At 55.1% G+C, this 13,513-nt stretch carries 13 protein-coding genes; 3 read left to right on the top strand and 10 right to left on the bottom strand.

From position 1 onward, the window contains the following. Nucleotides 1-208 precede the first annotated feature (208 nt). Nucleotides 209-1,729 carry a PAS domain S-box protein gene (locus AC3Y7R_RS01935; protein WP_490040318.1) on the top strand — a complete coding sequence of 507 codons (1,521 nt, stop codon included), beginning with the start codon at nucleotides 209-211 and terminating at the stop codon, nucleotides 1,727-1,729. Here the strand turns inward: AC3Y7R_RS01935 and AC3Y7R_RS01930 are convergent. Then, a complete protein-coding gene (locus AC3Y7R_RS01930; protein WP_490040317.1) occupies nucleotides 1,722-2,477 on the bottom strand; it encodes a response regulator in 756 nt (251 codons plus the stop codon). The genes AC3Y7R_RS01935 and AC3Y7R_RS01930 overlap by 8 nt on opposite strands. Nucleotides 2,478-2,635: 158 nt before the next feature. On the opposite strand from AC3Y7R_RS01930, the gene AC3Y7R_RS01925 reads away from it, so the two are divergent. Continuing rightward, on the top strand, nucleotides 2,636-3,307 hold the full coding sequence (locus AC3Y7R_RS01925; protein ID WP_490040316.1) for a helix-turn-helix domain-containing protein: 672 nt from the start codon (nucleotides 2,636-2,638) through the stop codon (nucleotides 3,305-3,307). Between the two features lie 15 nt (nucleotides 3,308-3,322). On the opposite strand, the gene AC3Y7R_RS01920 is transcribed toward AC3Y7R_RS01925, so the two are convergent. Beyond that, nucleotides 3,323-3,637, bottom strand: a complete 315-nt coding sequence (locus tag AC3Y7R_RS01920; RefSeq protein WP_490040315.1) for a chaperone modulator CbpM — start codon at nucleotides 3,635-3,637, stop codon at nucleotides 3,323-3,325. A gap of 222 nt (nucleotides 3,638-3,859) precedes the next feature. On the opposite strand from AC3Y7R_RS01920, the gene AC3Y7R_RS01915 reads away from it, so the two are divergent. Beyond that, a complete protein-coding gene (locus tag AC3Y7R_RS01915; protein WP_490040314.1) occupies nucleotides 3,860-4,714 on the top strand; it encodes a universal stress protein in 855 nt (284 codons plus the stop codon). Nucleotides 4,715-4,736: 22 nt separating this feature from the next. Here AC3Y7R_RS01915 and AC3Y7R_RS01910 read toward each other — a convergent pair whose 3' ends face one another. From AC3Y7R_RS01910 to phnD, 8 genes are all read right to left on the bottom strand, one after another. After that, nucleotides 4,737-5,816, bottom strand: coding sequence for an ABC transporter ATP-binding protein (locus tag AC3Y7R_RS01910; protein ID WP_490040313.1), 1,080 nt, complete (start codon nucleotides 5,814-5,816; stop codon nucleotides 4,737-4,739). Next, complete coding sequence (locus tag AC3Y7R_RS01905) at nucleotides 5,816-8,041, bottom strand: ABC transporter permease (protein WP_490040312.1); 2,226 nt, start codon at nucleotides 8,039-8,041, stop codon at nucleotides 5,816-5,818. Before AC3Y7R_RS01905 ends, AC3Y7R_RS01910 begins: the two co-directional genes overlap by 1 nt. Before the next feature lie 2 nt (nucleotides 8,042-8,043). Then, nucleotides 8,044-9,066: an ABC transporter substrate-binding protein gene (locus AC3Y7R_RS01900; protein ID WP_490040311.1), complete on the bottom strand. Its 1,023-nt coding sequence runs from the start codon at nucleotides 9,064-9,066 to the stop codon at nucleotides 8,044-8,046. A gap of 96 nt (nucleotides 9,067-9,162) precedes the next feature. Further along, nucleotides 9,163-10,050: an HAD-IIA family hydrolase gene (locus AC3Y7R_RS01895; RefSeq protein WP_490040963.1), complete on the bottom strand. Its 888-nt coding sequence runs from the start codon at nucleotides 10,048-10,050 to the stop codon at nucleotides 9,163-9,165. Between the two features lie 2 nt (nucleotides 10,051-10,052). Continuing rightward, entirely contained in the window at nucleotides 10,053-10,868 is an 816-nt protein-coding gene (gene phnE, locus AC3Y7R_RS01890; protein ID WP_490040310.1) for a phosphonate ABC transporter, permease protein PhnE, read from the bottom strand. Then, the gene (gene phnE / locus AC3Y7R_RS01885; protein WP_490040309.1) at nucleotides 10,868-11,677 is read right to left on the bottom strand and encodes a phosphonate ABC transporter, permease protein PhnE; all 810 of its coding nucleotides are present in this window, start codon (nucleotides 11,675-11,677) and stop codon (nucleotides 10,868-10,870) included. Before phnE (AC3Y7R_RS01885) ends, phnE (AC3Y7R_RS01890) begins: the two co-directional genes overlap by 1 nt. Further along, nucleotides 11,674-12,459: a phosphonate ABC transporter ATP-binding protein gene (phnC, locus tag AC3Y7R_RS01880; protein ID WP_490040308.1), complete on the bottom strand. Its 786-nt coding sequence runs from the start codon at nucleotides 12,457-12,459 to the stop codon at nucleotides 11,674-11,676. Before phnC ends, phnE (AC3Y7R_RS01885) begins: the two co-directional genes overlap by 4 nt. A gap of 75 nt (nucleotides 12,460-12,534) precedes the next feature. After that, nucleotides 12,535-13,509 carry a phosphate/phosphite/phosphonate ABC transporter substrate-binding protein gene (phnD, locus tag AC3Y7R_RS01875; protein WP_490040307.1) on the bottom strand — a complete coding sequence of 325 codons (975 nt, stop codon included), beginning with the start codon at nucleotides 13,507-13,509 and terminating at the stop codon, nucleotides 12,535-12,537. Between the last annotated feature and the right edge of the window lie 4 nt (nucleotides 13,510-13,513).

The raw sequence follows: 13,513 nt of genomic DNA, 5'->3' as shown, positions 1-13,513 counted from the left end.
TATCAAGGTCTGAAAACTGTTTGAAACGGGGCTACGGCTCATCTTGAACCGTTGAGAAAGATCAACGACAGCGTGCATTCGCCCCCTAAGTTAGACCGAAAGCGGCCCTTAAGGGCGGCGTTCCACAAACCATGCCGACGCCCGATTTCTACTTGATACCACCGCCCCCGTTTGGGCAGAATAAACCGACCCAATGAAAGCATCAGCTATGTCTGACGATTCCGCCCTTCTTGCAGGTATTTTTGCCGCCGCCGTAGACGCCATTATCGTGTGCGACAGCCGCTCCACCATCACCCATGCAAACCGCGCGGCAGAGCAATTATTCGGCTATGAAGCGCGTGAACTTTTGGGGCAAAGCATCACCCGCCTCATGCCCTCGGAAGTTGCCGCGACCCACGAAAATTACATGGCCCACCACATCAAAACCGGGGAAAAGCGGGTTATTGGGATTGGTCGCGAGGAAGAGGCCCAACGCAAGGATGGCAGTTGTTTTCCCGTGCACCTCTCGGTCGGGCGCACTTATGTCGAGGGTGAATTACTCTTCATCTCGATCATGCATGACCTGACCGAACGCAAGGCGACCGAGCTGGCACTTTCGCGGTCGCAACGCCTTGACGCCATTGGCCAGATGACGGGCGGGATTACCCATGATTTCAACAATCTGTTGACCGTCATCATGGGCAATCTTGAACTGTTGGAGATGCGCATCACCGAGCCGCGACACCTTGCCTTGATCAAGGATGCGCTGGAGGCCACGGAGCTGGGTGCCGAATTGACCTCGCGGCTGACCATGTTCTCCGGACAAACCAAGTTGAAGCCTGCCAAGACAGACCTGAATACGGCCTGCGATGAATCCCTTGCTCTGTTAAAGCGCTCCCTCGGGGAGCGTTATGCGATCGAGACCTCATTCGCCGCAAACATCCCCTCTATTCTGGTGGACCCGACCCAACTCCATACTGCCTTGGCCAATCTCGTCCTCAACGCCAAAGACGCGATGCCAAAAGGGGGGACGCTCAAGCTAGAGACCCAAATGGTCACGCTGAACGAGACCCACAAAGCCCAAAACGCCGATATTCAACCCGGCCTCTATGTTCGCCTGCTGGTCAGTGACACGGGCGAAGGCATGACCGATGAGACCCAACGGCGTGCCTTTGATCCCTTTTACACGACCAAGGACAGCCTGCATGGGACCGGACTGGGCCTGGCCATGGTTTACGGCTTTATCCGCCAATCCGGTGGGCACATCAGCTTGCATAGCCAACTGGGTATTGGCACGGTTTTTGCGCTTTGCTTTCCGGCAATTTCGCAAGCCGATGACGATAGCACCCACATGACAAATACGGCTGTCTCCAAGGGGGCCGGCCAGACCATTCTGGTCACCGAGGACAATGCGCAGGTGCGCAAACTCTCTGTTCAGCGCATCCGAGAGCTTGGCTACAATGTGTTGGAAGCCACAAACGGCGATACGGCATTTGCGATGTTAAAGTCGGGCGTCCGGGTGGATTTGGTCTTCTCGGATATTTTGATGCCCGGAGATTTGGATGGGCTGAGTTTAGCGCGCAAGGTCCAAGATGAATTTCCCACGGTCAAAATCTTGCTCACCTCCGGCCATGCCATGGGGGCGAGCGATCCCGCGACGGGAAACTTGGAGAGCTTCAACATCTTGCATAAACCCTACAAACACCACGCGCTGGCCGCGCGGCTTCAGCAAGTATTATCAGCTAAGTAAGCTTACTCACGACATCACAAGCAAGGCTGTACCCGACCCCGCGCACCGTCTTGATTAACATCGGCTTGGCCGGTGCACGCTCAATCTTCTTGCGCAACCGTGCGACCTGATTATCAACGGTCCGGTCCAAGGGCGCCCACTCCACGCCGCCGAGCAAATCCATCAACATCTCGCGTGACAAAACCCGTTTCGGGTGGCTGAGAAAGACATTGAGAAGCTTGAAATCACCGCTGGTCAAATCACAGATTGTCCCATCCCGATTGATCAACTCCAACCGGTCCGGAACGGCCCTTAGCCCATCAAAAGACAGCGTTACGCTGCTGCTTTTGTCGCCTCCATTAATGCCCGCCAATCCCTGCGGTGGCTCCGTGCCTGCCCCGCCCTTGGTGCGGCGCAAAACGGTTTTCACCCGCGCAATAACTTCGCGCACATGGAAGGGTTTGGTGATGTAGTCATCCGCGCCAATTTCCAGCCCGACAACCCGGTCGATCACATCATTTTTCCCCGTCACCATAATGATAGGCAGTTGCGAGGTGCTCCGAATACGGCGCGCAATCTCGAAGCCATCATCGCCCCCAAGGCTGATATCAAGCGTGACCAGATCAATCTTCTTATCAGCGATTTGATCCAGTGCATCTTGCCCTGTTGCGGCCTCAAGCACATGCGCACCTTCCCCCTCGAAACAATTACGCAGCAAATTGCGCAGCTTCGGGTCATCATCCACAACAAGAATTCGGGTATTATTCATTAGGAACTGCTCTCAGTGTCTTGGGATAGTCAGGCATTTAGCCTTCATACATCGAAGCTCCCCTTGATACAAATTGATACAATTCCGCCCCCTTACCCGATAAGTCCTGAGACATAGCAAGCGTAGACAGGCCGTAATCCACATCAGGAATACGCGCCATGTATGTCACCACTCCTAGCTTGCGTAGTGAAATTGCCCCCCGTAAATCGCGGGGAAATGCCCTACACGACCACATAACCCGCGATGTCAAAGCAGGCGCTTACCTGTTTCGCCAACACGATAGAGCCGAGCGCATTTACAAAATAACCAGCGGTGTTTTGCGCCTGACCCGACTAACTTTGGCCGGGCGCCGGCAGGTTATCGCGTTTGGCTATCCCGGCGACATCATCGGGTTTCCCTCAAACGGGACACACACAACCGACTGCGATGTTCTCAGCGACGCGGTTCTCGCCTCATACCCTAGGCGACATTTGGAAGGCATGGATGGCGACCCGGAACTGCACATGGAGTTGCTACAAGCCGCATTGCGCGAAATCACTGAAATGCAGGAGCATTTCATCATGCTCGGGCGGAAAACAGCGACCGAAAAAATTGCGGCGTTTCTGAGCGTTCTGTCAAAGCGGGTGGGACAACCTCTTGGGCTGTTTAATCAGTTTTCACTGCCCATGAGCCGCGCTGATATTGCCGATTTTCTGGGGCTGACCACTGAAACTGTAAGCCGCAGCCTGACGCAACTGCGCAAGGGAAATGTCATCTCTATCGAGAGCATCCACACCGTCATCGTCTTGAAACCCGACGCCTTGCAGGCGCTAGCCGAAAGCTGCGAATAGGTATCCGTGCACCGCTTAAATAGGCAAGGCTCGACGGTGCCCAAGAAGGCGGCGTAGCTGGTTGCGCTCTTCCATCAGGTCCAGAACCAAGGCAATACCGGGCATGTTAACCCCTAGGTCACGCTCCAACCTGCGGGCCATTTTGGCACGAATGACGCTAACCCGCCCAAAGCTGAACTCGCTCCCTTTAATGGCGAGCGGCTCCACAACACCATAAGTCACCAACTCCTGAACCCATGCTTCTTCCGCGCCGCAAAACCGGCACAGCTCAACCAACGTAAGACAATCAAAAGTCATACCATCAAGGCTGTTTGTCTTCGCTTTCGTCATCTCCTAACCTTCCATGCTTTCATGTGGATTAGTCGCCGTATCCCTGACCAAATGAGTGCATACTGCACAGACAATAAAGGTCGCAACCGGCTTCAAATTCATGCGTCAAATTCCATTATGCGCTGAGTGTGCCACAAAATTCGCCGTCCCAATTGAGCCATCTCAATCCGGCCCAGTATCAAATCAGCTAAACTTGCCCCACCTAGTGAAAAGGATCAGGGCATGGAAAACACAACACTTTTGACGGTGATCGGAACAGATTTCACCAAGGCCGATCTAACCCCGGCCATTGAAACTGCGCGGGCTAAGAATGTGCATTTGGCAGCCCTTGTGGTCGGCGCGATTCCTCCCTTTCCGAACTACGGGGTCGGAATGTTGCCTTATGGAAGCGCCGTCATACCCGACGCATGGCAAGACGCCGTGCATAAGGTCACCCATGATCTGAAGTCCAAAGTGGACGAAATCGAACACGTTTTAGCGGCGGAAGCCGTGTCCGGTGACGTAACTTCGCTCTATGCCGAACCCGCTGGCTTGGCCGACCTCGTGGCACGCCGCGCCAAGCTTTGCGACCTAACCACCGTGTCCAATAGCCTCCGCGATGACGCCACAACTTTTAGCAACCTTGTGCATGGTTTGCTGTTCAAATCACCAGCCGGAGTGGTGGTGAACGGCATGGAAACCTCTGCGGGCTTGAATGCCAAACACATATTGATCGCGTGGAATACCAGCTTGCCAGCCGCCCGAACCGCTAAACTGGCCCTGCCGCTGTTCAAAGCCGCAGAAAAGGTCACAATCGTCAGCTTTGATCCCGTCATGTCCGAGATGAGCGACGGCGAAAACCCCGGGTCCGATCTGGCGAAGTGGTTGACCCATCACGGCTGTAGCGTCACCGTCGAGCAGCACCCCAGCGGCGGAAAAGACATCGCCACCTGCATCTTGGAGCGGACCAAGGAAGTCGGCGCGGATCTGGTTGTGGCGGGCGCATATGGCCACTCTCGTATGCGTGAAGTCATCTTCGGCGGGACAACCCAACGCCTTGTCGAGCAGCGCGACATGCCGGTCCTTTTGGCCCATTAACAAGTGTAAACCCAATGGCGGGTCAGCCCTTTTGGGTCTGATCCGCTGGCAACAACACAGGTCCGATCGCATCCAATCCGACTTTCACCACATCCCCGGCTTTTAGCGGCGTATCGACCTCTTCGCTCACCAAAAACACTGTGCCAAATTCGGCTTCCAGCGCGTACTCCATACGGCTGCCCACATAGGTCGCCTTACGTACCGACATCTCCAACCCGCTGGCCGCGCCAAGTTTAAGCCGCGTTGGCCGAACTGCCAATGACGCTGGCCCCGGTGTCATGCCGCGGGCCGGAAGCTCGTGGGTATAAGCGCCAATGCTGATCATCGCAGTGTCGCCCCGAACACCGATAATCTCGCAGGCAATAATATTCGCCTCACCAATAAAATCCGCCACAAAGCGGTCGGCGGGCGCGTCATAAAGCTCCCGCGGGGTGCCAATTTGGGCGATACCTGCATTGCGCATCACCACAATTTCATCGGACACGGCCAAGGCTTCTTCTTGGTCATGCGTCACGTAAACCACTGTTAAGCCTAAGTTTTGCTGGATTTCGCGAATTTCTTCACGTACTTGTCGGCGCAGCTTTGCATCCAGATTGGACAGCGGCTCGTCAAACAGTAACACCTGCGGCTCCAACACCAACGCGCGCGCCACGGCCACGCGTTGCTGCTGCCCACCAGACAGCTCTGACGGCAAGCGATCACCATAGCCTTTCAGCCCGACCAACTCCAAGCCTTGCATGGCACGGTCCCCGGTCTCGGACTTGTCGAAGCCAGAAAAGCCCAACCCGTAGGACACGTTTTGCATCACCGTCATATGCGGAAACAGCGCATAAGATTGGAACACCATGGACACATCGCGGTCCGTCGCAGGCAGTAAAGACACGTCCCGGTCACCGATAAAAATCGCGCCCTTCGTGACCATTTCCAGCCCCGCAATCATCCGCAAAGTGGTGGTCTTGCCGCAGCCCGACGGCCCCAGCAATGTGACCAGCTTGCCCGCCTCGATCTCGAGGTTGATGTCATCCACCGCCACCACGTCCTTGCCATAGACCTTGGTGACATTGCGAAAGCTCACAGGGGCGGCTTTGGAATTAATGCTCATTATGTTGTCCCCTTAGACGTTGGTCCTGACGGCGACATACGCCGCCCAATCTTGGTGCGTCCAACGACAAATTGCATGGTGGCCACTACCGTTAGCATTACAAAGATTAGCGTGGTGGAATAGGCAATCGCCAGCCCGTAATCGTTGTTCTCAACCCGACCAATGATGTAGCTCGTGGCCATGTCATATTCCGCGCTGACAAGGAAAATCACCGCTGAGATAGCCGTCATCGCGCGCACAAAGCTATAGACCAATGCGGCCAAAATGGCGGGCTTCAGCAGTGGCAAGATGATGCGCCGGAAGGTTTGAAAACTGTTCGCCCCCAGCGTCAGCGAGGACTCGTCCAGCGACTTATCCAGCTGGGACATCGACGCGATGCCCGCCCGCACGCCCACCGGCATATTGCGGAAAATGAAGCTCACCACGAGGATGATCCCGGTGCCCGTCAGCTCAATCGGGGGCACGTTGAACGCAAGGATATAGCTCACCCCGATCACTGTGCCCGGAATGGCAAAACTTAGCATCGTGCCAAACTCAAAGGCATTTTTACCCGCAAAGTTTTGGCGCGTTAGTAGATAAGCCGTGATCAGCCCGACAATCGCCGTCAGCGGTGCGGCGATGGCAGCAATCTTCAACGTCGTCCAGAAACTGTTCCACGCAGAGCCGGACCACCGAATGCCTCCGTCCTCAAACCGGAACGAGAAGGCCGTGATATAATGCTTTAAAGTCAACGCGTTATTGACCCCCCAAAGCTCGACCACGGAGCCGTAGAAAATCATCACATAGACAACAATGGTGAATGTGGCCCATAGCATCGCGATGCCCAAAACCGGCACCGACAAAGCGCGCGGCATATGCGGATGCACCCCGCTGTCGCCCTTACCCGACACGGTGGTATAGCTTTTATTGCCCAACCAAAACCGCTGCGCATAGAAGGCGCCAAGCGTGAAACACAGCAGCACCATGGCCAGAACGGCTGCCTTGCCTTGGTCGTATTGCGCCCCAACGATGGCAAAGAAAATCTCGGTCGAGAGCACATCAAAGTTGCCCCCCAGCACCAGTGGATTGCCGAAATCCGCCATGCTCTCGATGAAGCCCAACAGAAACGCATTGGCCAATCCGGGGCGCATCAACGGCAAAGATACGGTCTTGAACACCTGCCATTTGGATGCGCGCAGCGTTTGCGCGGCCTCCTCCATCGAGGGTGAAACCCCCTCGACCACGCCGATCAACACTAAGAAAGCGATGGGTGTGAAGGCCAAAACTTGAGCGATCAACAAGCCCGGCATCCCGTACAACCAGCGGGTCGGCTGAATGCCAAACATATCGGAAAAGAACACCGTGACAGAGCCGGACAAGCCGAACAGTAAGATCAGCGCGAGGCCGATCACAAAGGGCGGTGTGATGATTGGCAGAACTGTCAACGCGCGCAAAAATCGTTTGTAACGGAAGCCCGAGCGCGTCACCACCAGCGCAAAAATCAGGCCCAGAACCGTCGTGACAAAACCGACCACAATTGCGAGGAACAGGGAGTTCAGCGCAACGCCGCAACGCCCGCCCGATAAACAGCCGATTCCCCATAAGCGGTCATCCAAAAACTTGGCGAAGAACACTCCGATGGAATAGCCGCCATCATCAGTAATGAAGGCCGCCGTCAGCATCTTGGCGATGGGGAAGAACACGAAAATCCCCACGATCACCACCACGCCGCCGATTGAGCTGACAACGAACACGTCGCCATTGATCGCCCCGCGCGCAGCTATGCCTTGGGTGAACAGAAACAAGAAGGCCGAGGCACACAGCAACGCGCCGTATCCCATGCCGTATTGGCGGTCGCCTAGCTCGCCGAACAGTGCTTTTGCCCACTCAAAATTCCAGCCCCGAATGCCAATAGAGAAGCCTTGGATCATCAGCCAGCCAAAGCCAACCGCCCCCGCAAGAATTAACACTTTGGCGTAAATCGGGTCAGTTTTGCGTTTTGACAAGATAGCTAAGGGGGCCAAAAGCGGCACAATCAGCGGGGCAACCCACAGCTTTTCCCCCTGCGCCATAAGGAAGGCAGCAGGCGCGTAATCCGTATCGAACGGGTAGCCGTCAACGAGCCACTCAAACGTAAAGAAATCCTCCACCCCATACCAGGGGAGGAGGAAGAACCCGACCAACCCGGCAATGATCCAGAAGATCAAAACCGGATGGGCGGTTTTTTCAGAGGTGAGATGTGTCATGTTTATTGCGGCAGTACTGACACCTCGTCATCCCATTTTTTCAACAGCCGCTTGCGCGTGGCGGATGATCCGAAGGTCTTGAAATCATAGTCAATCAATTTGATCTGGCTCATATCCGGCGCGCTGTCCGAAGTCTCGGCAGTGACATTGGACGGCACTTGGAACGCGTTCACTTGCAGTGCAAGGTTCTGCGCTTCAGCACTCAAAGCCCAGTCGTAGAACTTCTTCGCCTCGTCCATATTGCGCGCACCCTCGATGATCGACATGGAGCCGATCTCGTAGCCAGTGCCCTCACATGGGGCCACAACTTTGATCGGGAAACCGGACACAGCCTGCTTCACCGCGTCATGCATAAACACGATACCGATGGTGTTCTCACCGCGACCCGCCGCCTTAATCGGGGCCGAGCCTGATTTGGTGTATTGGTTAATATTGGCGTGCAAGCCTTTCATGAAGTCAAAGCCGTCATCTTCACCAAATAGCTGCATCATCGTCGCCAAAGTCGTGTAGGCGGTGCCCGATGAATTCGGGTTCGCCATCTGCACATGGCCCTTGTATTCGGGCTTCAGTAAATCCTTCCAGCAAGCGGGTTCTGGCAGGTTATTCGCCGCCAAAATATCGGTGTTATACCCATAGCCCAAAGCACCTGAATAGATGCCGATGGTCTTGTCGCTTGCACTTTCTGCCTGAGCAATCGCCCAAGGGTGCAACTGGTCGCGCATCGGTGTGACATAGGCCGCGGTCAGCCCTTCTTCGGCGGCTTGCAAGTGCGGATCGCCCGTACCACCCCACCAAACGTCACCCTTAGGATTGGCACTTTCGGCCTTGATCTGAGCGAAAGTCTCGCCCGAGGATTTGCGCGTCATCGCAACCTTAATGCCAGATGCATCTTGGAAGCTGTTGGCAACCAACTGGCACCAATCTTCTTGTGCAGAACAATAAAGCGTCAATTTTTCGGCCTGCGCGGCTGTCCCCGCAGTCATCGCAAGCGCCGTTGCGCCAAGCAGTATCTTAAATGAAGTCATAATAATCCCTCCCAGGAAAAGCTGTTTTGTAACAGTTTTGTAACAACGAGGTTAGGAAGCCATATCGCATCTGGCAACAAAAAACGCGCTACGCCTCTAGGGTTGTTGCAAAATATAATCCGGCATGATCCCCGACGCGGCAATCGGGCCATGCACGTCTGCACCGCCAAAAAATCCGTAGTTTGAGATCAACGCTGTTTTCACCCCTGCCGCCTGCCCGCCCAAAATATCGGTGTGCAAACTATCGCCCACCATGACGGTACGCGCGGGGTTGAACGCCCCCAATTGCGCGAATGCCAAGTCAAAAATATTGCGGAACGGCTTGCCGAAGAAGCGCGGTTTAACTCCAGTTCGGTCCGCCAATCTATGGGCATAGCTGCCCGGCTCGGTCGAGAACCCGTCTTCACGCGGCGCAACAATATCGGGGTTACCAACAAAAACCGGGCGTGGATTGCGGATCAGCGCGGCCTCCAGCAAGGCTTGTCTGGCCTCCGTCCACACCGCGCTGCCCAACATCACAAACGCCTCCACCCTATCGTAAACCGCCGGATCATCCGCCAGATACGTGGCATTCAAGTGCCCGATATCTTCGCGCCCAAGGGCCTCGTTCGCCATCAACCCCCAATGATATACAGGCGCGATGACCAGTGCATGAAGGGTCGTTTTGCGGCTGGTAATGATATCTTCAGGTGCAAAATTGTACCCTAATCGTTTGTATTTCAACATTAAATCAGAATGGGGATTGCCCGCCGCGTTTGAAACCACCATGACCCGTTTGCCACGTTTTTGCAGGCCCGCGACACGCTCCGGCACGCCGGGGATCGCAGTTTCACCTATGTTGAGCACCCCGAAGGCGTCCAGTAAAAACACATCCACCTCATCCGCGATGGCATCAAGGTTTGCGCGTAATTCACACGGTGCATTGCGGCCCACGGCCGGCAAACGGTGGCGCACCGCCTCATAGGCCGCGAAGGCCTCTTCCATGTTCAAATGATGGCTCCGCGCACTTTAGCCGACACCCATTCCGAGATCACGACGGCAGCCAAGATCACCAGCAAAATCAGCGAGACCTGAGGCCATGCCAACACATTCAACGAGGAGGACAATTGCAAGCCAATGCCCCCAGCCCCGACCAAGCCCAGCACGGTCGATTCACGAATGTTAATGTCCCAGCGAAACACTGCAATACCGGCAAATGCAGGCATGATTTGCGGCACGATACCGTAGGCCATGATCTGCCAGCGCGACGCGCCGGTGGCAGCGATTGCCTCAACCTGCGTCTCGTCGATTTCCTCAATGGCCTCGTAAAGCAATTTGGCGCAAAACCCGATGGAGCGGATTGCAATCGCCACGACACCGGCAAAAACGCCCGGCCCGATGATCGCAATCAACAGCAACGCCCAGATCAATGAGTTGATCGAGCGCGTCGCAACGATAATCAGCAAGGCTAAGGGGCGTAAAATCAAGGCCGAGGGCGTGGTGTTACGCGCCGCCAAAAACGCCACGGGCACGGCGAGCATCAAGGAGATGATCGTGCCCAAAGTGGCAATGTTGAGCGTGTCCCAAATGGGCTTACCCAACTGCGTGATATACCCCCATTTTGGCGGCGTCGCGCGGGTCCAGATATCATCGGCGATACGCGGGGCATCCCAGACGAAAAACCATGTGGTGACGTTGGATATTTGCTGCCAGCAATAGGCAAAAATCGCCACGCCAACCAACCAGATCAGCCAATGGGTCAGGCTTTCGCGGCCCGTACGGCGTTGCCACATTTTCAGGCCATTTAAATCACGAACTGGCATTATTGCACCCTCGCCCTGATCACGCCGGATAGATACTCCAGCGTCATAACAATGGCGATAATGATCAACAAAATTGCCGCCGCAGTATCATATTCATAGCGGTCAAACGCCGTATTCAGCGTCGCACCAATACCACCTGCACCAACAAGGCCCAGAATAGCACTTTCGCGAAAATTGATATCCAATCGATATATACTAAGTCCAATTAATCTAGGCATAACCTGAGGTTGCACGCCATAGTTAATCCATTGAGTCCAGCGCGCACCAGTGGCTTTTATCGCCTCTGCCTGCACACGGTCCATGCTCTCGATGTCTTCGGCCAGCAGTTTTGACAAGAAACCGATGGTCGCGAAGCTAAGGGTCAGGAACCCCGCCAACGGGCCAAACCCAAAGATAGCCACCAGTAGGATAGCCACGATAATTTCTTGCAAAGCACGACTAATGGCAATGATCGAACGGCAGATCAAATACACAGGCAGCGGGGCCACATTGCGCGCCGCCCCAAGCGCAATCGGGATGGAAATAGCAATACCCACGACCGAGGAGGCAACGGTCATAATGATGCTCTCGATCATGCCCTCCCAGATATCAGTAGAGCGCGTGGTAAAGTCCGGATTGGTGAAGGCCAGCACGAATTTTTTGCCACGCTCCAGCCCGTCATAAACGCGGGACCAATTGACGTCGATGGTCATATAAGCGGCAATCAAATAGGCTAGAAAGCCAATGATTAACGTCCAGCGCAACCAAGGGCGTTGGATGAATGACGGCTTTCTCCACGGCTGGCCAAGCTTTGCTTCAAGCGTACTCATTCACCGGCCTCATCGCCTTCGACCTCTTCAATCGTCGCTTCCCAGTCTTCCTCGCCGTAAATTGTGGTCAACACATCCGGGGTCAGCGCATCCGGCTCCCCGTCGAACTCAATCGCGCCCACCCTCAGGCCGATAACGCGCTGCACAAACATCTGCGCCAAGGCCACATCGTGAATGTTAATAATTGCCGCCAGCCCGCGCTCGCGACACAGCTCGCAAATCAAACGCATGATCTGGCGCGAGGTTTTTGGGTCCAGCGAGGCGGTCGGCTCATCCACCAGCAGCAGCGCCGGGTCTTGGATCAACGCGCGGCAAATACCAACGCGTTGACGCTGCCCACCCGACAGCTCGTCGGCGCGCTTATCCGCCATATGCGCAAGGCCCACACGGTCCAGCAAGCGAAAGGCCTCATCCACATCAGATTGCGGGAATTTACGCAAAAAGCTGCGCCAAAAACCAACATAGCCCAAACGGCCAGACAGAACATTTTCCATCACTGTCAACCGCTCAACCAGCGCATATTCTTGGAAAATCATTCCCATGCGGCGGCGCTCTTTGCGCAACGCACCAGCAGATAGCCCTGTCAGTTCGACATCGCCAAGATAGACCTTGCCAGATGTCGGCTCAACCAGCCGATTGATGCACCGGATCAGGGTGGATTTACCCGCACCTGACGGGCCAATAAGGGCCAAAACTTGGCCCTCTGGTATCTCTAGATCAACAGCCTTTAGCGCCTGATCCCCAGTTTTATACGTCTTCACAAGCTTCTCAAGCCGCAGCATGAAAGCCTCCCCCTGCCCGATTTATTTGTTGGAAAAGGCGGCCCCGAAGAGCCGCCCAATCAGCATTTTTTGCACTTATTGGCAGGAATAGCTAACGCCATTTGCCGTGTCGATTTTACGGATCACATCCCAAAACTCTTGGTAAGTCATCTCTAGGAACTGGCCCTCATTCGACTTCTCAAACTCGGCTTGCAGCGAGGTGCCTTCCCACTCAAAGTTGAAGAACGCGTTGCGGATCTTCTCTTTCAGCTCGGGCTTCAGATTGTAGACCGTGCCAAAGCCAGTGGTCGGGAACGTTTGTGATTTGTAGATCGTCACAACGTCCTCTGCCTTGATCACATCACGGCTGATCATGCGTGCTTTGACCGAGTTGGCGATGGAGGCCGCCATGTAGTCTTTGTTGGCCACGCCAAGGATCGAGTTGTCGTGTTTGCCGGAATAAACCGGCTCGAAGTCACGCTCTGGCAACATATCAAAGTCACCCTTCAAAATCGCGGATGGCGCTTTGAAGCCCGAATTCGACGTGGGCGAAGTGAAGGCCAATTGCTTGCCTTTGATATCTTCGACCTTCTCGATGCCGGAGCCGGGATAGGTGATGATCTCCATCTCATAGCCGAAATTGCCGTCCTTAGACGCCATGATAGTGAACGGGTTGAAGCCCGCGCAATTCACCGCCAACGGGTTTGAGCCGGTGTTAAAGCCCGCAATATGCAGGCGCCCCGAACGCATAGCCTCAATCTGGGCCGCGTTGTTTTGCACAGGGAAGAACACGACGGATTTGCCAGTTTCCTTCTCCAGATGCGTCAGGAAATCGGACCAAGCCGTCTTGTAAACCGCCGGATCTTCAACCGGCGTATACGCAAAAATCAAAGTGTCCGGGTCAAGCTGATCCGCCGGATCAGTCGGCGTGTCAGCGATCAAGTCGCCATCCACATCGCAAAAGCGTTTGTCCAAATCGCCGCGCGCGCAATCCTCGGCCGCAGCAGCGCCAGCCAAAGTCATGCCAAGGGCAAGTGCCGCGCCAGATAGAAGTGTCGTCATAAGTTTCATTGAA

This window comes from Litoreibacter sp., assembly GCF_058136045.1.
Note: the sequence above shows the minus strand (reverse complement) of the source record. Positions and strands in the feature narration are given on the sequence as shown.

Excerpts from the sequence above, each read along its gene's own strand:
- AC3Y7R_RS01935 (WP_490040318.1), top strand. The coding sequence starts at position 209 with ATGTCTGACGATTCCGCCCTTCTTGCAGGTATTTTTGCCGCCGCCGTA.
- AC3Y7R_RS01930 (WP_490040317.1), bottom strand. The coding sequence starts at position 2,477 with ATGAATAATACCCGAATTCTTGTTGTGGATGATGACCCGAAGCTGCGC.
- AC3Y7R_RS01925 (WP_490040316.1), top strand. The coding sequence starts at position 2,636 with ATGTATGTCACCACTCCTAGCTTGCGTAGTGAAATTGCCCCCCGTAAA.
- AC3Y7R_RS01920 (WP_490040315.1), bottom strand. The coding sequence starts at position 3,637 with ATGACGAAAGCGAAGACAAACAGCCTTGATGGTATGACTTTTGATTGT.
- AC3Y7R_RS01915 (WP_490040314.1), top strand. The coding sequence starts at position 3,860 with ATGGAAAACACAACACTTTTGACGGTGATCGGAACAGATTTCACCAAG.
- AC3Y7R_RS01910 (WP_490040313.1), bottom strand. The coding sequence starts at position 5,816 with ATGAGCATTAATTCCAAAGCCGCCCCTGTGAGCTTTCGCAATGTCACC.
- AC3Y7R_RS01905 (WP_490040312.1), bottom strand. The coding sequence starts at position 8,041 with ATGACACATCTCACCTCTGAAAAAACCGCCCATCCGGTTTTGATCTTC.
- AC3Y7R_RS01900 (WP_490040311.1), bottom strand. The coding sequence starts at position 9,066 with ATGACTTCATTTAAGATACTGCTTGGCGCAACGGCGCTTGCGATGACT.
- AC3Y7R_RS01895 (WP_490040963.1), bottom strand. The coding sequence starts at position 10,050 with ATGGAAGAGGCCTTCGCGGCCTATGAGGCGGTGCGCCACCGTTTGCCG.
- phnE (WP_490040310.1), bottom strand. The coding sequence starts at position 10,868 with ATGCCAGTTCGTGATTTAAATGGCCTGAAAATGTGGCAACGCCGTACG.
- phnE (WP_490040309.1), bottom strand. The coding sequence starts at position 11,677 with ATGAGTACGCTTGAAGCAAAGCTTGGCCAGCCGTGGAGAAAGCCGTCA.
- phnC (WP_490040308.1), bottom strand. The coding sequence starts at position 12,459 with ATGCTGCGGCTTGAGAAGCTTGTGAAGACGTATAAAACTGGGGATCAG.
- phnD (WP_490040307.1), bottom strand. The coding sequence starts at position 13,509 with ATGAAACTTATGACGACACTTCTATCTGGCGCGGCACTTGCCCTTGGC.